The organism is Candidatus Pelagibacter sp. HIMB1506 (assembly GCF_052047935.1).
Taxonomy (GTDB): Bacteria; Pseudomonadota; Alphaproteobacteria; order Pelagibacterales; family Pelagibacteraceae; genus Pelagibacter.
The window spans coordinates 177,454-195,242 of sequence record NZ_JBNAIS010000001.1 but is presented as its reverse complement, the minus strand read 5'-3'; the positions used below and the strand labels follow the sequence as shown (position 1 = coordinate 195,242).

Below are 17,789 nucleotides of genomic sequence, written 5' to 3'. Positions count from 1 at the left end.
AAGTTTTCAGCTACGCTTGAATAATTAATAATTCATTGAGGGGTGAAAATGACGGATCTAGAAAAACATGTTAACCAGCCAGGTAGAGCTAAACTAGTAAAAAAAGTTCGAGAAAAAATTAACGAACTTGGAATAACTTATATTTATTATCAATTTATTTCTGTAACAGGAAGAGTCGTAGGTAAAGGTATACCTGCCGATCACTGGGAAAGAACAGCAGAAAAAGGATTTCAATTAGTTTACGGAGCAACAGCAAACTTATTTTTAGATCGTCATAATAACTACATTGGTTATGGTCCAGAGGCTATGGAGCTTGTTGGAATACCTGATCCAGAGACTTTTGTGCAATTACCTTGGGACAAAAGAGTTGGAAGAGTTTTTGTAACATGTTTTAGAAACAGAGAAGAAAGAGAAAATCCAGGTGGTCACTTAACTTCAGACTGCAGAGGAAATCTAAGAATTTTCATGGATGAATTTAAGAAAAAACATGGTCTAGAATTAAGAGTTGGTACTGAGCCTGAAATGATGTGGTTAACAAAAAATGAAGATGGAACCCCAACAGGTAAAGGTTTTTCTAAACCGTTCTGTTATCACATTGATCAATTTGAGTCGTTAAGACCAGTATTTATGAAAGTAATTGAATATGCAAAAGCGATGGGACTTGATATGATTCAAGGGGACCACGAAGATGCACCAGGTCAATTAGAATTAAACTGGACTTATGATAACGTCTTAAGAAACGCAGATAGATTATCAACATATAGACAAATTTGTGCTCAAGTTGCAAGAGAACACAACTTGATAGCTTGCTTTATGACTAAACCTTTTATGGGAGTTTCTGCAAGTGGATGTCATACAAATATGTCTTTATGGAAAGGTGGAAAAGTTAAAGTAAACAAACTTGGAAACAAAAATCTTCCAGGTGTTGAGGAAGTATTTAGTTACGTTGAAGGTGGAACGAATACTTTTATGCCTGATACTAAAGACATGCAGTTACCAGGTAAAATTGGTTTACAATCAATTGCAGGTATCATGGAACACTTGCCAGCACTAACAGCATTAGGATCTTCTACAGTTAACTCTTATAGAAGATTATGGGATCAAGGTTTCTGGGCACCAGTTTATGCTGACTGGGGATACCAAAACAGAACATGTGGATTAAGAGTTTCTGCACCAGGTAGATTTGAATACCGATCAGTAGACTCTATGCATAATCCATACTTATTAGGTGCAGCGTTACTAAAAGCATGTGATCATGGAATTAGTAAAAAATTAAAACCAGCTGCTCCTGAGTCTAGAAATATTTACGAAGCTCAAAAGGCTGGTAAAGATGTTAAGAAACTTCCATTAAGTCTTGGTGAAGCTTTGGCTAGACTTGCAGAAGATGAGGTTATCAAATCTGCAATGCCAGATGAAATGTATAAAGTTTTCCATTGGTACAAAAATGATGAGTGGGAAAGATTCTTGGGTGCTACTACTCAATGGGATTTGGATACTTATCTTGATTGCTTACCGTAGGTCATAAAATAATAGAAAGGGTATAAAAATATGTGTGGGATAGCAGGATTAATTCATAGAGGAAAATCCTCAAATGTTGGAAGCGAATTACAAGGTATGCTTCAAGCGTTAAAACATAGAGGTGAAGACTCAACTGGATATGCTTTGTATGGAGATACAGATGGCAAAAATTTCATTATGCGTTTTAAAGTTGGTGAGAACGTTGGTGAAGGAAGCTCATCAGTTATGGAAGATGTTTCTGTATACGATGAAAGAAAAAAAGTTGTAGATCAAACTTTAGCAGAAATGGGAGCTAAAGTTGTTAAGGAAGAAAGAACACTTCCCTACTCTTTAAGATATGAAATTGATTACAACGCAAAAGATTTGTTAGATTTTTCTCAAAGAATAGAAAGTATTCCAGGTGTAGAGATTTTATCTATGGGTAAATCATTAGAGGTTATTAAAGATTTAGGTAACGCGAAAATGGTTTGTGATAGATATAGTCTAGATAAACTTGTTGGAACTCATGCAATAGGTCATGCTAGAATGGCAACTGAGTCTGGTGTTGATATCAAATCTGCCCACCCTTTCTGGGGCTATCCTTTCAGTGACGTTTCTGTAGTTCACAATGGTCAGTTAACAAACTATTGGAACAACAGAAGAGTATTGGAAAATAAAGGAATGAGATTTATGTCTGAGTGTGACTCAGAATTAATCGCAGTTTATCTTGCAGAAAAAATGAGAGATGGTGCAACTTTAGAAGAAGGCATGAAAGAGAGTTTAACTGGTTTAGACGGAGTATTCACTTACTTCGTAGCGACAAAAGACTCTTTGGGTATGGCAAAAGACACAATGGCTGCAAAACCTTTGGTTTTATATGAGTCAGATGATTTAGTTGCAATGGGATCAGAAGAAATAGCTATTAGATCTGTGTTACCACAAGAAATAGATACATATGATCCATTTGATGGGGAGGTTAAAGTATGGCAAATCTAAAAACAGTATCAAAAAAATCTAAAGCCCAATCTATGGGTATGCATACTGAGGTTTTAACAGGAAGAACTCAACAAAAATTCTTTAATCCTGATGAAGCTGAAAACTTTTATTATTTTGGAACATACGATGTAGATTTTAATAAAAGAACTGAGCTTGATGTAAAAGATATGACAGCTCCAGAAGCTAATAAGGAAATTGATAATTTAATGAGCCAAGGTTACGGAACAATTGTAATCAAAAACCCTCAAGGAAAACATAGCTTAGGTGTTGGTATTTTAAATAAACTTAATTTAATTTTTGAAGGCAGTTTAGGATACTTTGGAATGGGTTCATGCGATGGTCCAATCGTTAGAATTAACGGAAGAGTTGGTTGGTCTTGTGCTGAAAACTTAATGGCTGGAAAAGTGGTTATTGAAAAAAATGCTGGATCTTGTTTTGGTGCGGCTATCAGAGGTGGAGATTTAATTTGCAAAGGTAGTGTTGGTGCTAGAACTGGTATTGATATGAAAGGTGGAACTATCATTATTGGTGGAGATGCTGGTGCATTCACTGGTTTCATGATGCAGAGAGGAAGAATAATAATTCTTGGTAATGTTGGAATTAATTTAGGAGACTCAATGTACGATGGAACTATTTTTGTTGGTGGTGAAATTGGATCTTACGGAAGTGATGCAGTAGACGCTGAACTAACAGATAGTGACCAAGATTGGTTAAAAAGAAAATTAAAAGTTGCAGAAATTGGTGAAAATTTTGATGTAAGTAAAATGAAAAAAATTGTAGCTGGTAAAAAACTTTGGAATTACGATAATTTAGAACCTACAGAGAAGAAGGGAGCAATTTAATGCCTAAGAAAAAAAGTAAAAAGAATGGTAAAGGCGTTGGTGGAAAAGCTGATGTCCATGTACATGAAGAAGGAAAAAGAAATAAAAGTCTACTAGGACATAATGCTATTTTTACTCCTGAAGTTATAGACGACATTCACATTAAATCTCAATTAGGAAGATATAGAATGCGTGGAATGGCATTAATGAAAAAGATTCCAACATTTGATGATTTGGTATTTTTGCCTGGAACACTTACAAGATTTGTAATCGAAGGTTATAGAGAAAAGTGTGAAACTAAAACTGTAATTGGTCCAAGATGTGAGAACCCAATTGAATTAGATATACCTGTTTATATTACAGGAATGAGTTTTGGTGCACTTTCATATGAAGCAAAAACTGCTTTAGCAAGAGGAGCTACTATGGCAGGAAGCGCTACTTGTTCAGGTGAAGGTGGAATGATACCAGATGAAAGAAGATATTCAGAAAAATGGTATTACCAATGTATTCAATCAAGATACGGTTTTAATCCTCATCATGCACAATTAGCAGATGGAATTGAAGTATTTATTGGACAAGGGCAAAAAGTTGGTATGGGTGGACACTTAATGGGTCAAAAAGTAACTGACCAAGTTGCTGAGATGAGATCACTACCATCAGGTATTGACCAAAGATCACCTGCAAGACACCCTGACTGGTTAGGTCCAGATGATTTAGCTCTAAAAGTTGAAGAGTTAAGACAATTAACTAAAAATAAAGTTCCAATTCAGTTAAAACTTGGCGCATCTAAAGTTTATGATGATGTGCGTATGGCTGCAAAATGTGATCCAGACTCTATTTATTTAGATGGTATGGAAGGATCTACTGGAGCAGGACCACACATTGCTGCTGCAAATACTGGAATTCCAGGAATTGCTGCTATTAGAGAAGCAAGAAGAGCAATTGATGATGTGGGTAAAACTGGAAAAGTAACGTTAATCTACGCAGGTGGTGTAAGAGATGGTGCTGATATGGCTAAAGCTTTAGCTCTTGGAGCTGATGCAATCGCTATAGGTACTGGATCAATGATTGCACTTAACTGCAACAAAGATATTCCAGAAGCTGATTTCGAAAAAGAAATGGGTGTAAAAGCTGGGGAGTGTTATCACTGCCATACTGGAAGATGTCCAGTTGGTGTTGCTACTCAGGATCCAAAATTAAGAGCAAGATTAAATCCTGATGATGCAGCGTTGAGAGTATATAACTATCTACACTCAATGACTTTGGAAGCTCAATTATTAGCTAGAGCTTGTGGTAAGACGAATATTCATTCGTTAGAACCAGAAGATTTAGCGGCTTTAACTTCTGAAGCTTCTGCATTAGCGAAAGTTCCACTTGCAGGTACAAACTACACTGTTGGTGTTGATAACTATCACAAAATATAAGGGGTAACGATGGCTAAAAAGAAAACTAAAAAAACTAAATCGAAAGCTAAAGTTTCAAAAGTTAAGTTTGGAGTAAAAAAACAAACTGCTAGAGAAAAAATGATAGGCCAGTCGATTGGTTATAGATATGACGTTAACCTGTTGCCTGATTATAAAAAAATAACTCCATTCTTAAAAAAATATATTGAGGCAATGGGATGGGATGATTTAAATTGGTTGGAAGATGTACACATGGGTTACGAAGAAGGAAGACCTGCTGTGTTTTGTAGAAACGCGAATGGATGGGTAACAATTCCAAAATCAATTAAACTTCCTAACAATCAACAAGACAGAGACATGATTGCAAGAGAGCTTTTAGTTAAGTTTCAAATGTCTCCAAAACACCCTCTTGTTGATTTGAAAAAAGCTTATTTAAAGTTTTAATACTACAATCAAAAGTTGATTTATTATAAAAAAACCTAGTTTAATAACTAGGTTTTTTTATGCTCTTTATATTTGTATCGAACCATAAAATTTTATATGATTTTTAAAACTAATATGGGGAGAGAATAATGACTGATCAGTTAGCTGCTCTTACAACCATATTTACAGAATTCTACTATTGGGTAACAGTAGTACTGATGTTTTTAATTCACGTCGGATTCTGTATGTATGAAGTTGGAGCTTCTCGATACAAACACCATCAACATACTCTTATGAAAAACACAATGCTGATACCTTTGGTGACAGTAACTTGGTTTTTATTTGGTTGGTGGATTTACTGGGCTTTTCCAACAGGACCTGGATTAGCGCCTTCAATAATGAATGAGAGTACTGCTCTAATCACAGACGAGTCTGCGTTTAGTGCTACTTGGTATACAGCTACAAGTGAACTTATGGCTATCAATCTAGGAGATCACATTTCTGGTGTCTTCTGGGCTGCTTTCCTTCTGTTTTCTTGGACAGCTGCTTCTATCGTTTCAGGAGCAATCATTGAAAGAATTACAACTTTTGCATTTGGTATTTTAGCAATTGCAATTGGATCTGTATTTTGGACAATTGATGCTGCTTGGGGATGGCACTTTGATGGATGGATGTTAAAACTTTTAGGATACCATGATGCATATGCATCAGGAGTAATTCACGCAATAGCAGGTGGATTTGCTTTAGGTGTTCTTGTTGTTTTAGGTCCAAGAATTGGAAAATTCTCATCAAGTGGTGAACCTAGAAATATAGGGCCTAGAAATCCTTGGCTAGTAACAGTTGGATTATTTTTAATTTACACTGGTTTCTGGGGATTTTATGCTGCATGTAACATTCCAATTTTTGACTTAGGTCCAGAATATGGAATGGAAGGTATATCTTATTGGACAGCTACAAACATTTACGTAACTCCTACTACACTTAGTGGTATTACCTTTAACTTCTTGATGTCGTTATCAGGAGGATTATTGGCTGGTTATTGGATTGCTAAAGGTGATCCTTTCTGGACATACTCTAGTGGACTAGCGGGTGTTATCTGTGCTTCAGCTGGAAATGACTTATATCATCCAATTCAATCAATGATCATTGGTATGATCGGTGTTGTGATTGCATACAAACTACATTACTGGGTTGAACGAAAGTTCAAAATCGATGATGCGGTTGGTGCAGTAGCAGTTCACGGTTATGCGGGATTTGTTGGTCTTGTAATTTGTGGTTTTGTTTTATGGGGTTACCCTTCATCTGGTTACAGTGTGGGTGCTATGTGGGATGGAACTACTTATGCAACAATCAATCCTGTAGGACAGTTCATCGGAGCAATAATTATGTTTGTTGTTCTTGGACTGATACCAGGCTATGTCATAGCTAAAGTGCTTCACGGTATGGGTAAATTAAGAATCCCTCGAGAAGTAGAAATAGCTGGACTAGATTATGAAATGATGGAGGCTGCTAAAGAAGATGAGAAAGCAGTTTCATCTGCAACCAGGTAAAGGAGAAATATATGGCTACAGTAACAAACTGGATAGATCACCTTAACAAGCCAGCTGAAGAGGTAGCTGGGGCTGTTTACCCTGGTGCTGGATCTAGTGAAGGAATACTAGTAATCATTGCTGTAATCTTATGGATTGGTTGGCATGTCTTGACTGCAAAATCTGAGAGTGATGAACTTTCAAGATTAGCTAAAAAGAAACATGGTGCTAACGACCATAAAAGCAATATTACTGATTGGTAATTAAAATTAAAAGAAGGCGTCACATAATTTGTGGCGCCTTTTTTTTTGGGAAAAATTATGACAGATCAAAATAATGAAGAATTGAGACCTTCTAAAATGAGAGGGGTAGCTTTTCCTAAGGCGAAATACGGAGTTATAGCTGCTGTGATAATTATTGTAGTGGTTAATCTAATCTACTATAAGGATTTTTTAATATCTTTATTTAAATAATCTTAAGAAAATTATGTGTGGAATAGTTGGAATTTATTTAAAAACAAAAAAATACGAAAAACATTTAGGTAAATTTTTATCTGGAATGCTAGATGGTATGGCAACAAGAGGACCTGATAGTGCAGGATTTGCAATTTACACCAAAGAAAATAATAAAAATTATAAATATTCAATTTGTCTAAACAAATTAGAATTCAGCGAATTTAAAAAAAAAATATCCAAATATCTAAAAGGAATAAAATTAAATAACTACTCAGATCATGTGGTTTTAGAAACAAGAGAGAAACCCTCTAAAACTCTAAATTTACTAAAAGAAAAAATACCTGAAGTTTCTTTGGTTGGTTACGGAAAAAGTATTAATATTTTTAAGCAAACTGGAAATCCTAAAGATGTAGTTAAAAAATTTAAACTTTCCTCTTTTTCTGGAACACATGGAATTGGACATACTAGAATGGCAACTGAAAGTGCAATCACGACTGAAGGGTCTCATCCCTACTCTACATCAGAAGATGAATGTTTAGTGCACAATGGTTCTTTGTCAAACCATAACAATGTAAGAAGATCACTAATTAAAGAAGGTCAAAATTTTAATTCAGAAAATGATACTGAGGTTGCAGCAGGATATATTTCAAATCAAATATCAAAAGGAAAAGATTTAGAAAAGACTTTAAAAAATAGTTTAAAAGATCTTGATGGTTTTTATACATTTATAGCAGGAACAAAAAATGGCTTTGCATTGTTAAGAGATGAAATCGCTTGCAAGCCAGCAGTTGTTGCTGAAACAAAAGATTATGTTGCAGTCGCATCAGAATTTCAAGCTATGGCTCATCTTCCAAATGTAAACTCAGCTAAAATTTTTGAACCAAAACCTGGTGTGGTTTATCACTGGTAAAATATGAAGTTTGATTTAAATAAAAAAACACTTAGAGAAGTTAATAATCATCTACAAAATATTGATCGAAAAAAAAATAATAGAAAATTTGAAATTTTAAATCCTCAAGGGCAACACGCTATATGTGCAGGATTAAAAGATGATATAGATATTAAAATTAAAGGACATACTGGATATTACTGTGCTGGTATGAATCAAAAAGCAAATATTACAGTTGAGGGAAATGTAGGAACTGGCGTTGCTGAAAACATGATGTCAGGTCAAGTTGTTGTAAAAGGAAATGCATCTCAATCTGCAGGTGCAACAGGTCATGGAGGAGTATTGGTTATTGAAGGTGATGCAAGCTCTAGATGTGGAATATCAATGAAAGGTATTGATATTGTTGTGAAGGGTTCTGTTGGTCATATGTCAGCATTTATGGCGCAAAAAGGAAATCTTGTGGTCATGGGGGATGCAGATTCTGACCTGGGGGACTCTATTTATGAAGCTAAAATATTTGTAAAAGGTAAAGTTAAAAGCCTAGGTGCAGATTGTGTTGAAAAGAAAATGGATAAAAAAAATATAGATGAATTAAGTAAACTATTTAAAAAACTTAATATTTCAGAAGATCCTAAAACTTTTAAAAGATACGGATCAGCTAGAAAATTATATAATTTTAAAATTGATAATGTGGGATCTTATTAAATGAAAAAAAATCTAAAAGAATTTAAAACATTTCCAAGCTCAACTATTAAAGAGATACAAAGAGCAGCTAATGAGGGAATTTATCAAATAAGAGGTTTAGGAGCTAAACGTAAAGTTCCAGATTTTGATGATTTAGTTTTTTTAGGAGCATCAATGTCAAGATATCCACTAGAAGGTTACAGAGAAACTTGCAATACCTCAGTAGTCTTAGGTGATAGATTTGCTAAAAAACCGATTGAATTAAACATTCCAATTACAATTGCTGGAATGAGTTTTGGGGCCTTAGGAGCAAATGCGAAGGAAGCTCTAGGGAGAGGTGCTTCTGCAATGGGAACTTCTACTACAACAGGTGATGGTGGTATGACTAAAGAAGAAAGAGGTTCATCAAAATATTTAGTTTATCAGTTATTACCATCAAGATACGGAATGAATCCAGACGATCTAAGAAAAGCTGACGCTATTGAGGTTGTTGTTGGTCAAGGTGCTAAACCTGGTGGTGGTGGAATGCTACTTGGTCAAAAAATTAATAAAAGAGTTGCAGGTATGAGAACTTTACCTGAGGGTATAGATCAAAGAAGTGCATGTAGACATCCTGATTGGACAGGTCCTGATGACCTTGAAATTAAAATTCAAGAATTAAGAGAAATAACTAATTGGGAAAAACCAATTTATATTAAAGTAGGTGCAGCTAGACCTTATTACGATACAACATTGGCAGTAAAAGCTGGTGCAGATGTAGTGGTGTTAGACGGAATGCAAGGAGGAACTGCAGCTACTCAAGATGTATTTATAGAACACGTTGGAATTCCAACTTTAGGAGCTTTAAGAGAAGCAGTTGATGCACTTAAAGAATTAAATATGCATAGAAAGGTTCAATTAATTGTATCTGGAGGAATAAGAACTGGGGCTGATGTTGCAAAAGCAATGGCATTGGGTGCTGACGCTGTATCTATTGGGTCAGCAGCAATGATGGCTCTAAATTGTAATGCAGAATTGTACGTTGATGATTATAAAAAACTAGGAACTGAACCTGGATATTGTCACCATTGTCATACAGGTAAGTGTCCGGTTGGAGTTGCAACACAAGATCCTAAATTAGAAAAAAGATTAGACCCAGTAGAAGGTGGAAAAAGAATTAAGAATTATTTAACAACTTTAACTTTAGAGTTGCAAACATTGGCAAGAGCTAATGGAAAATCAGATGTAAGAAACTTAGAACCTGAGGATTTGGCGGCCCTAACTGTTGAAGCTGCAGCAATGGCAAGGGTTCCATTAGCTGGTACAGATTGGATACCAGGAAAAAAATAATTGAATTCAACTTTTTAAACAAGTAGGATTAATTATGCCAAAAAATTTATCTCAAATTGCAAAGCAAAAAAAAATAAAATATTTTTTAATTAGTTTTGTAGATCTATTTGGAGTTCTGAGATCAAAATTAGTCCCTGCCCAAGCAATTGGTGAAATGCAAAAAAATGGTGCAGGATTTGCTGGATTTGCAACATGGCTAGATATGACACCAGCTGATAGTGACATGTTCGGTGTGCCTGATCCAGACAGTTTAATTCAATTGCCATGGAATAAAGAAGTTGGTTGGTTAGCATCAGATTTATATATGGATGGTAAACCAGTAAAGGCATCACCAAGAGTAATGCTTAAAGAGCAAATTAAAAAAATGTCTCAAAAAAAATTACAAATGAAATCAGGTGTTGAGTGTGAATACTTTTTAATATCAGAAGATGGAAATTCAATAGCTGATGGAAGAGATATCCAGTCTAAACCTTGCTATGACCAGTCTGCATTAATGAGAAGATATGAATTAATCAAAGAGATTTGTGATTGTATGCTTGCTATGGGATGGAAGCCATATCAAAATGACCATGAAGACGCAAACGGTCAATTCGAAATGAATTGGGATTATTCAGATTCACTTGTCACAGCAGATAGGCATGTATTCTTTAAGTATATGGTTAAAAGTTTAGCCGAAAAACATGGTTTAAGAGCAACATTCATGCCAAAACCTTTTCATAATTTAACAGGTAATGGTTGCCATGCACATGTATCAGTATGGAATGGAAAAAATAATAAATTCTTAGATAAAAAAGATGATCTTGGGCTTAGTAAATTAGCCTACAATTTTTTAGGTGGTATAATGAATAACACTCAAGCTTTGTCTGCTTTTTTTAATCCAACAATAAATAGCTACAGAAGAATTAATGCACCACCAACAAAATCTGGTGCAACTTGGTCACCAAGCAGTATTTCCTATACAGGTAATAATAGAACTCATATGATCAGAATACCGGATCAAGGAAGATTTGAATTAAGATTAATGGATGGGTCTGCTAACCCTTATTTGTTACAAGCAGGAATAATTGCTGCTGGTCTAGAAGGTATAAATAAAAAGCTAAATCCAGGAAAACCACTTCACTGCAACATGTATGAAGATTTTAAAAAATATCCTAATTTAAAAAAATTACCTAACGATATTGAACAAGCCATAAAAATGCTTGAAAAGAGCAAATCCCTATCAAATGCTTTTGGTAAAGATGTTATTGCTAGCTATACAAAATTAAAAAGATCTGAAATTAAAAATTTCAAAAGCTCATCAACTTTTAATAAGAGAAAACCTGTAACTAAGTGGGAAAAAGACAATACCTTAGATTGTTAAAAAATGACTGTTTTATCTAATGGTCATCAATGGAAATTAACTGAATTTGTAGATAATAAAAAATATTCATTTGATAAAGATCAAATTTTAAATTCATTAACCTCAAAAGACCTGGATGATGCTTACAATTCTATCTCAAAATGGGAAGGATACTCCCCCACACCCTTAATTAAATTAAACAAATTAACAAAAGAATTAAATTTAAAAAATATTTTTTATAAAGACGAAAATAAAAGATTTAATTTAAAATCCTTCAAAGCACTAGGAGGAGCTTATGCTGTTGAAAAAGTTACTAAAGGAAATAAAGAAATAGTCGTAGCGACTGCTACAGCTGGAAACCATGGTAGATCTGTTGCTTGGGGTGCAAAAAGATTAGGTTTAAAATGTAAAATTTTCATAAGTGAATTTGTAAGTGATGCAAGAGGCAAAGCTATGGAAGCACTTGGTGCAGAAGTTATAAAAGTTAAAGGCAATTACGAAAATTCTTTGATTGAATGTATAAAACAATCTACAGAAAATAATTGGCAAATAGTTCAGGATGTTGCTTGGAAAGATTATATGCTAGTGCCTAAGTATACAATGGCTGGTTATTCAGTAATGATGAAGGAAATAGCTGAACAAATTAAAAATGAAAAAATTTCTCATATTATTCTACAAGCTGGAGTCGGTGGTATGGCTGGTGCAATGGTAGCTGGGATAGCGAGATACCTAGATAATATTCCAACAATAATTGTTGTAGAACCAGATAGTGCAGCTTGCGTAATGGAAAGTATTAAAACTGGAAAAATTGAAAAAATTGATATTAAACGAGAAAGTTTAATGGGCGGAATGTCGTGTGGAGAAGTGTCACTTGTGCCATGGGAAATCTTAAAAAACTCAGTTAAACACTGTATAAGTTTACCTGATGATGATATTGCAAAAACTATGAAATTACTTGGAAATGCAATCTTTAGTGAAGAGAGTATAGTAGCAGGTGAAAATGCTGCGCCAGGTGTAATTAGTTTAATTGCAAGCTGCGAAGATGAAACGATTAAGACAAAAATTGAGCTTAATGAAAATTCTAATGTATTAATTTTTGGTTGTGAGGGCGATACCGACCAAGAAATGTATCAAAAATTAGTAAATCAAAAATAATTATAATGAAAAGCACTGGAATATTTTGGATTAGAGAAGATTTTAGAATTGATAATAATCCAGCTCTTTCCTTTGCAACTAATAATCATGAGAATGTGGTTGCGTTATATATTTATAACAATAAAGAGTTTGATAATAGAAGAGAAGCTCAGAAATGGTGGTTATTTAAATCATTAGAGTCAATAAAAACAGAACTTTCAAAATTTAAAATCAATCTAGAAATTTTAAAAGGTAATGAGTTAGATATTTTTTCAAAGCTTAAAAAAAAAGATGATGTATGCATCTATTGGAATAAAATTTATGAACCAGATGTTATATCTAAAGGAAAAAAAATAAGAGATCTATTTATAAAAAATGAAATAGAATACAAATATTTTAAAGGAAATATTTTGAATGAATTTCAAGAAGTAACTAAAAATGATGGTACACCATTTAAAGTATTTACACCTTTCTGGAGAACTGCTGAACAAATTTATCTAAATCAACCTCCAAGTAAAAATTACACTGTAAAAAAGAAAACTAAAGCCATCAATTTTTTTAAGAATTCTCTAGATCTCAAAAATATTTTACCAAATAAAAAATGGTATGAAAAATTTGATAAATATTGGAAAGTTTCTGAAAATGATTCTCAAAAAATTTTAAAAGATTTGTTAGAAAATAAAATTAAAGATTATGGGACTAATAGAGATATACCTTCCATAAATGGAACGTCTAGGTTATCCCCATATTTAAAATTTGGTCAAATTAATGTGAATACAATTTGGAAAAAATGTAATGAGCTCAAATCAAAAGGAATAGGATATAGAAAATATATAAATGAACTTGGTTGGAGAGAATTTTCTCATAGTCTAATTAATTATTTTCCTGAATTCTTAAAAGGTAACTTTCGAAAAGAATTTGACAAATTCCCATGGGCTAAAAATGAAAAATTTTTGAAAGCATGGAAAAAAGGTATGACAGGGTATCCAATAGTTGATGCTGGTATGAGAGAATTATACGAAACTGGATGGATGCATAATAGAATTAGAATGGTTGTAGGATCCTTTTTGGTAAAACATTTGAGAATTAATTGGATAGAGGGAGAGAAGCATTTTAGAAATTGCTTACTTGATTTTAATAAAGCTAATAACGTTGCACAATGGCAATGGGTTGCAGGTTGTGGAGCTGATGCTGCGCCATACTTTAGAATTTTTAATCCTATTCTTCAGGGTGAAAAATTTGACAAGGAAGGAACTTATGTAAAAAAATGGATTCCTGAATTAAATAAAGTTCCTGCAAAATTTATTCACAAACCTTGGGAAATGGAAATCAAATATCAAGAGGCTATTAAAACAATTATAGGTAAAGACTATCCACAACCAATAGTTATTCATGAAAAAGCAAGAGCTGCTGCATTGGACGCATTTCAATCTCTGAAGAAAAAATAACTTATTCTCCCAAAAAATGATGAATTATAGATCTTTTTTGAGACTCTAATCTATGTTCAAACAGATAGAGACCTTGCCAAGTTCCCAACAATAATTCTTTATTTTTAATACTAAGAGAAATTTGATTATTCGTTAATGCAGATTTTATATGAGCTGGCATATCATCTTTACCCTCAGTTGTATGAACATAAAGCGAATTATCCATTGGTGCTAACTTATCAAAATATTTAATCAAATCAGTTTGTACATCTGGGTCGGCATTCTCCTGTACAATTAAAGACGCACTTGTATGCTGAATACTTAAATTTAAAATTCCATTCTTAAAATTATTTTCATTTATCCAATTAAGAGTTTGATCTGTAAATTCATATAACTTTTGACCATTTGTGTTTATTTGAAGACTAAAAAATTCTTGTTTCATGAATTTATCACTTTAGATGTTAATTCGTATAATCTACTGATTGTTCTTTCAAATGGTTTTTCTAATAGTTTTGATGATGTAAATTTATCCAAACTTTGATTAGCTGTTACTGCAATTGGAACACTATTATCATAAATTATATCTAATAAAGTTATAAATCTTTGTTGTTGGTTAGAATTAAAATTATCAAACTGTGGTATTTGATCGACTACTATAAAAACACAATTTTTAATAATTTCTAAATAATCTTCTGCACCTAAATTCTGATCACATAATGTTTTAAAATCAAATCTAGCCACGCCTTCATAAAAATTTTCTATTTTAAAATTTCTTCCTTTTACATTAATTATTTTCTCAGTTTTATTTTTATCTTTAGTAATAGTTCTAAAAAATTTATTTATTTTAAAATTGGTTTCTTCATCAAGTGGAAAAAAGTATCTATGTTGAGAATTATTAGATTTTCTATAGTCATCATCAATTACAAGTTCGTATTGAAAAGATTGATCCTCCATTATTTTTATAAATGGTTTGAACTGATCTCTTTGAAGACCATCTTTGTAAAGCTCAGAGATTTTAGTATTGGAAGTTACAATTATTTTTATATCTTCTTTAAAGATTTGATCAAATAATTTTCCTAAAATCATAGCATCAACAATGTTGGTTACTTGAAACTCATCAAAGTAAATTATGAATGCTTTTGATTTTAAATCTTTAACAAATTCATTAATAATATTTTCTTGATTACTACCTTTTCTTTCGTGAACAAAATTATGAAAACTCAACATAAACTCATTAAAATGTAACCTTAATTTCTTATGATCTAATTGATCAAAAAAGAAATCTAAAATCATTGTTTTGCCTACACCAACATCTCCGTATAAGTAAAACCCCTTTTTAAAAGATTGGCTTTGAAAAATTTTTGATATTAATGATTGGAAATTACCCTCATTGTATTCTTGTAATTTTTTAACTAAATCTATCTGACTAGGATTAATTTCTAAATTTTGTTTTTTACAGTGAGATATAAATTTTTTTTCAAAAGGTAAGGCCATCAACTTCTTTTAGTTTTAAAATCAATACCATATTCTGATCGTGGTCCTTTTCGTAAACCAAATGGTCCTGGAATAAATATTGTCATTGGTTTTGTGCCTGGTTCTAAATCAACTCTATGAAAAGCATTCGCTGATCTAAAACCAATGTATCCTGGCTTTCTCCAAAATCTTCCATTTTTTGTTGTTTCCCAGTACCCTCCTCTTAATATTATAGTAATGTATGGGCATAAATGGTTATGCACCCCATCACCATGATCATCATCTAACATTTCATGAATCAATATATTAAACGGAAACCACTTTGGTCTATTTCTGAATATCACATAATATCTATTCATCCACGGTTTTGCTTGATCAAATTTGGGGTGTGATGGTCCTCTATCTAGAACTACTTTTTTTCTTCCGATCTTTTCTAAAAATTTCAAGATCATATTTAATTGTATTGTAAGATAGAACCGTTTCTAATTACATACAAATTATTATTAAATATAAATGGTTCCGAAACAATGTCTCTAGAAACTTTTTCTACATTTAAAACTTTTCCTTTACTTAAATCAGCAATTATTATTTTTCCATCAGAATTTGTTAAATATAGATTGGTATTACCTATAACAAAACCAACTGGTTCAATTTCTTTTCTTTTTTTAATTTTATAATTTTTAAAAAGATCTGTAATTCTAATTATGTTGCCTTTGTTTTTTTCAACTACATACAAGTAACCATCATTCGAAACTGTAAAAATCAAATTACCAGTAATTATAGGAGTAACATTTGAATTTAAATCATTTATCCAATTAACTACACCTGTTTTTACATCCACCGAGTAAAATTCATTTTTATTATTTGAAAAAAATATGGATTTTCCATCCGATACTAATTTTGATATTTTAAAGTTGTAAGTTTCATTGATGATGCTACTGCTTTGAGTTGGTAATTGCCAAGTAATTAATCCAGTTTCAATATCAACTGCTGTGATATCTCCGATTGAGTTACTAAACACTATCATTTCATCAATTACAATTAATGAATATTTTGCATTTGATATAGTAAAAGAATCTTCTGTTTGTAAATTCCAACATTCAGATCCATCTTCAATTTTATAGCATCTCAAAGTATTTTTATAATCAACGACAAAAATTTTGTTTTTGTAACTTTTGATATCTGAATTAAATGGATAGGTATTATTTTTTGACCAATTCAATTCACCAGTTCGAATATTAATCGAATAATATTTAGCAATACTGTCTGTAATGAATATATTATTTTCTTTTATCGCAAAATTTAACTTTGGACTTAATTTTTTTTCTGACTTGGTGTAATGGTTTTTTTTCCATAACACTTTTTTATTATTATCGTATCTAATAATTGTGCCCTTTTTATCAAAGAAAATTAATCCATCTGATAAAAAAATTGGTTTGTAATTAAGATTATTTATTTCATCTAACTTTGAAAATTTAAAATTACCTATTTTTTCTAATTGGCCTTCATAGCTTTGGGCGCCGTAATTATTGGTATTATCTATTATTTTGTTGGTTGTTCTTAATCCAGATAAATCAAGTTTAACTTCTTGATTAAATTCAGAGGCTTTTACCTCTTCCTCTGCAAATATTTTTTTTACATTTTCTTTTTCTGATAAATCTTTTTCCTTATCTTTCCAAATTCTTGAATTTTCATTGAAAGAACAATTATTTAGAAGAAAAAATGTAATAAATAATGCTAATAGTCTAATCACTCAAATCTCTGTTTAATCTTTTCTCTGATTCTATTCTTATATCTGGATTTGGATTTTCTAAAGTCGTTATTTGTTGAAAAAATTCTTTTGCTTTTTGTTTTTGATCTTGAGCATAAAAATATTCGGCCATTAAGTATAATGCGTGTGATTTCCATACACTTTCTGAATTAATTAATGGATTTAGCATATTTAGTAAATCAGCTTCATTTGCCTGATCTGCATTAAATAGTGCTTTTTTATAGATAACTAAATTTTTAATTTCTTTATCTAGTGATGTTTCATCGATTATGACATCAAATAATTTATTAACCTCGCTTTGATCAGAAAGGAGATTGTTATCAATTATAAAATAAAGAGAGAGTGGAGAATAAGTTGGATCTTTTTGATTAATTATCTCCAATAATTTATTTAAAGTTGTCTCTTTAGCACTTTCAGAATGATCAATAGTAATTGCATTAAAATTGTCAGATATCTGTCTTTTTTTATCAGTTGTGTATTTATCGTAACTGTAAACACCTATTACAACCAAAACTAAAACAACAACTGAAGAAATTAGAACCTTTTTGTTATTAACAAAAAAATTCTTAATTTTTTCGTTTCTAGTATTTGCATTTATTATTGATAAATCTTCATCCAT

General features: G+C 32.1%; 19 protein-coding genes. 14 read left to right on the top strand and 5 right to left on the bottom strand.

The window, feature by feature from the left end:
• Positions 1 to 48: 48 nt before the first annotated feature.
• The 14 genes from ACTTA8_RS01000 (at position 49) to ACTTA8_RS00935 (ending at position 13,947) form a co-directional block, all read left to right on the top strand.
• Complete coding sequence (locus ACTTA8_RS01000) at positions 49 to 1,518, top strand: glutamine synthetase family protein (protein ID WP_440653866.1); 1,470 nt, start codon at positions 49 to 51, stop codon at positions 1,516 to 1,518.
• Positions 1,519 to 1,548: 30 nt separating this feature from the next.
• Positions 1,549 to 2,493: a glutamine amidotransferase gene (locus ACTTA8_RS00995; protein ID WP_440653864.1), complete on the top strand. Its 945-nt coding sequence runs from the start codon at positions 1,549 to 1,551 to the stop codon at positions 2,491 to 2,493.
• Positions 2,481 to 3,335 (top strand): GXGXG motif-containing protein, encoded by an 855-nt coding sequence (locus tag ACTTA8_RS00990; RefSeq protein WP_428079748.1) that lies wholly within the window; start codon positions 2,481 to 2,483, stop codon positions 3,333 to 3,335. Before ACTTA8_RS00995 ends, ACTTA8_RS00990 begins: the two co-directional genes overlap by 13 nt.
• Positions 3,335 to 4,738: an FMN-binding glutamate synthase family protein gene (locus ACTTA8_RS00985; RefSeq protein ID WP_262590391.1), complete on the top strand. Its 1,404-nt coding sequence runs from the start codon at positions 3,335 to 3,337 to the stop codon at positions 4,736 to 4,738. The genes ACTTA8_RS00990 and ACTTA8_RS00985 overlap by 1 nt, the downstream gene beginning before the upstream one ends.
• Positions 4,739 to 4,747: 9 nt before the next feature.
• Positions 4,748 to 5,161, top strand: a complete 414-nt coding sequence (locus ACTTA8_RS00980) for a hypothetical protein (RefSeq protein ID WP_075506197.1) — start codon at positions 4,748 to 4,750, stop codon at positions 5,159 to 5,161.
• Positions 5,162 to 5,289: 128 nt separating this feature from the next.
• Positions 5,290 to 6,690: an ammonium transporter gene (locus tag ACTTA8_RS00975; RefSeq protein WP_440618157.1), complete on the top strand. Its 1,401-nt coding sequence runs from the start codon at positions 5,290 to 5,292 to the stop codon at positions 6,688 to 6,690.
• A gap of 11 nt (positions 6,691 to 6,701) precedes the next feature.
• Positions 6,702 to 6,932, top strand: a complete 231-nt coding sequence (locus ACTTA8_RS00970) for a hypothetical protein (protein WP_440653862.1) — start codon at positions 6,702 to 6,704, stop codon at positions 6,930 to 6,932.
• Between the two features lie 57 nt (positions 6,933 to 6,989).
• Positions 6,990 to 7,142 carry a hypothetical protein gene (locus ACTTA8_RS00965; protein ID WP_440653861.1) on the top strand — a complete coding sequence of 51 codons (153 nt, stop codon included), beginning with the start codon at positions 6,990 to 6,992 and terminating at the stop codon, positions 7,140 to 7,142.
• Positions 7,143 to 7,155: 13 nt separating this feature from the next.
• Positions 7,156 to 8,034 carry a class II glutamine amidotransferase gene (locus ACTTA8_RS00960; protein WP_440634355.1) on the top strand — a complete coding sequence of 293 codons (879 nt, stop codon included), beginning with the start codon at positions 7,156 to 7,158 and terminating at the stop codon, positions 8,032 to 8,034.
• A 3-nt stretch (positions 8,035 to 8,037) separates the two neighbouring features.
• The gene (locus ACTTA8_RS00955; protein ID WP_440634354.1) at positions 8,038 to 8,718 is read left to right on the top strand and encodes a protein glxC; all 681 of its coding nucleotides are present in this window, start codon (positions 8,038 to 8,040) and stop codon (positions 8,716 to 8,718) included.
• The gene (locus ACTTA8_RS00950) at positions 8,719 to 10,026 is read left to right on the top strand and encodes an FMN-binding glutamate synthase family protein (protein ID WP_440618152.1); all 1,308 of its coding nucleotides are present in this window, start codon (positions 8,719 to 8,721) and stop codon (positions 10,024 to 10,026) included. It begins immediately after the preceding gene.
• A 34-nt stretch (positions 10,027 to 10,060) separates the two neighbouring features.
• A complete protein-coding gene (gene glnT, locus ACTTA8_RS00945; protein WP_440618151.1) occupies positions 10,061 to 11,386 on the top strand; it encodes a type III glutamate--ammonia ligase in 1,326 nt (441 codons plus the stop codon).
• 3 nt (positions 11,387 to 11,389) lie between these two features.
• Positions 11,390 to 12,520, top strand: a complete 1,131-nt coding sequence (locus ACTTA8_RS00940; RefSeq protein ID WP_440653859.1) for a diaminopropionate ammonia-lyase — start codon at positions 11,390 to 11,392, stop codon at positions 12,518 to 12,520.
• A 5-nt stretch (positions 12,521 to 12,525) separates the two neighbouring features.
• Entirely contained in the window at positions 12,526 to 13,947 is a 1,422-nt protein-coding gene (locus tag ACTTA8_RS00935; protein WP_440653857.1) for a cryptochrome/photolyase family protein, read from the top strand.
• Between the two features lies 1 nt (position 13,948).
• Here ACTTA8_RS00935 and ACTTA8_RS00930 read toward each other — a convergent pair whose 3' ends face one another.
• Genes ACTTA8_RS00930 through ACTTA8_RS00910 form a run of 5 tightly spaced genes read right to left on the bottom strand, consistent with a single transcriptional unit; the run spans position 13,949 to position 17,789 of the window.
• Positions 13,949 to 14,368 (bottom strand): secondary thiamine-phosphate synthase enzyme YjbQ, encoded by a 420-nt coding sequence (locus ACTTA8_RS00930; protein ID WP_440653855.1) that lies wholly within the window; start codon positions 14,366 to 14,368, stop codon positions 13,949 to 13,951.
• On the bottom strand, positions 14,365 to 15,420 hold the full coding sequence (zapE, locus tag ACTTA8_RS00925) for a cell division protein ZapE (protein ID WP_440653853.1): 1,056 nt from the start codon (positions 15,418 to 15,420) through the stop codon (positions 14,365 to 14,367). The genes ACTTA8_RS00930 and zapE overlap by 4 nt, the downstream gene beginning before the upstream one ends.
• Positions 15,420 to 15,851 (bottom strand): hypothetical protein, encoded by a 432-nt coding sequence (locus ACTTA8_RS00920; protein WP_262590382.1) that lies wholly within the window; start codon positions 15,849 to 15,851, stop codon positions 15,420 to 15,422. Before ACTTA8_RS00920 ends, zapE begins: the two co-directional genes overlap by 1 nt.
• 2 nt (positions 15,852 to 15,853) lie before the next feature.
• Positions 15,854 to 17,152 (bottom strand): outer membrane protein assembly factor BamB family protein, encoded by a 1,299-nt coding sequence (locus ACTTA8_RS00915; RefSeq protein ID WP_440653851.1) that lies wholly within the window; start codon positions 17,150 to 17,152, stop codon positions 15,854 to 15,856.
• On the bottom strand, positions 17,145 to 17,789 hold the full coding sequence (locus ACTTA8_RS00910; protein ID WP_440653849.1) for a tetratricopeptide repeat protein: 645 nt from the start codon (positions 17,787 to 17,789) through the stop codon (positions 17,145 to 17,147). Before ACTTA8_RS00910 ends, ACTTA8_RS00915 begins: the two co-directional genes overlap by 8 nt.

Excerpts from the sequence above, each read along its gene's own strand:
- ACTTA8_RS00920 (WP_262590382.1), bottom strand. The coding sequence starts at position 15,851 with ATGATCTTGAAATTTTTAGAAAAGATCGGAAGAAAAAAAGTAGTTCTA.
- ACTTA8_RS00935 (WP_440653857.1), top strand. The coding sequence starts at position 12,526 with ATGAAAAGCACTGGAATATTTTGGATTAGAGAAGATTTTAGAATTGAT.
- ACTTA8_RS01000 (WP_440653866.1), top strand. The coding sequence starts at position 49 with ATGACGGATCTAGAAAAACATGTTAACCAGCCAGGTAGAGCTAAACTA.
- ACTTA8_RS00940 (WP_440653859.1), top strand. The coding sequence starts at position 11,390 with ATGACTGTTTTATCTAATGGTCATCAATGGAAATTAACTGAATTTGTA.
- ACTTA8_RS00975 (WP_440618157.1), top strand. The coding sequence starts at position 5,290 with ATGACTGATCAGTTAGCTGCTCTTACAACCATATTTACAGAATTCTAC.
- ACTTA8_RS00970 (WP_440653862.1), top strand. The coding sequence starts at position 6,702 with ATGGCTACAGTAACAAACTGGATAGATCACCTTAACAAGCCAGCTGAA.
- zapE (WP_440653853.1), bottom strand. The coding sequence starts at position 15,420 with ATGGCCTTACCTTTTGAAAAAAAATTTATATCTCACTGTAAAAAACAA.
- ACTTA8_RS00955 (WP_440634354.1), top strand. The coding sequence starts at position 8,038 with ATGAAGTTTGATTTAAATAAAAAAACACTTAGAGAAGTTAATAATCAT.
- ACTTA8_RS00995 (WP_440653864.1), top strand. The coding sequence starts at position 1,549 with ATGTGTGGGATAGCAGGATTAATTCATAGAGGAAAATCCTCAAATGTT.
- ACTTA8_RS00985 (WP_262590391.1), top strand. The coding sequence starts at position 3,335 with ATGCCTAAGAAAAAAAGTAAAAAGAATGGTAAAGGCGTTGGTGGAAAA.
- glnT (WP_440618151.1), top strand. The coding sequence starts at position 10,061 with ATGCCAAAAAATTTATCTCAAATTGCAAAGCAAAAAAAAATAAAATAT.
- ACTTA8_RS00965 (WP_440653861.1), top strand. The coding sequence starts at position 6,990 with ATGACAGATCAAAATAATGAAGAATTGAGACCTTCTAAAATGAGAGGG.
- ACTTA8_RS00930 (WP_440653855.1), bottom strand. The coding sequence starts at position 14,368 with ATGAAACAAGAATTTTTTAGTCTTCAAATAAACACAAATGGTCAAAAG.
- ACTTA8_RS00990 (WP_428079748.1), top strand. The coding sequence starts at position 2,481 with ATGGCAAATCTAAAAACAGTATCAAAAAAATCTAAAGCCCAATCTATG.
- ACTTA8_RS00980 (WP_075506197.1), top strand. The coding sequence starts at position 4,748 with ATGGCTAAAAAGAAAACTAAAAAAACTAAATCGAAAGCTAAAGTTTCA.
- ACTTA8_RS00910 (WP_440653849.1), bottom strand. The coding sequence starts at position 17,789 with ATGGATGAAGATTTATCAATAATAAATGCAAATACTAGAAACGAAAAA.
- ACTTA8_RS00960 (WP_440634355.1), top strand. The coding sequence starts at position 7,156 with ATGTGTGGAATAGTTGGAATTTATTTAAAAACAAAAAAATACGAAAAA.
- ACTTA8_RS00950 (WP_440618152.1), top strand. The coding sequence starts at position 8,719 with ATGAAAAAAAATCTAAAAGAATTTAAAACATTTCCAAGCTCAACTATT.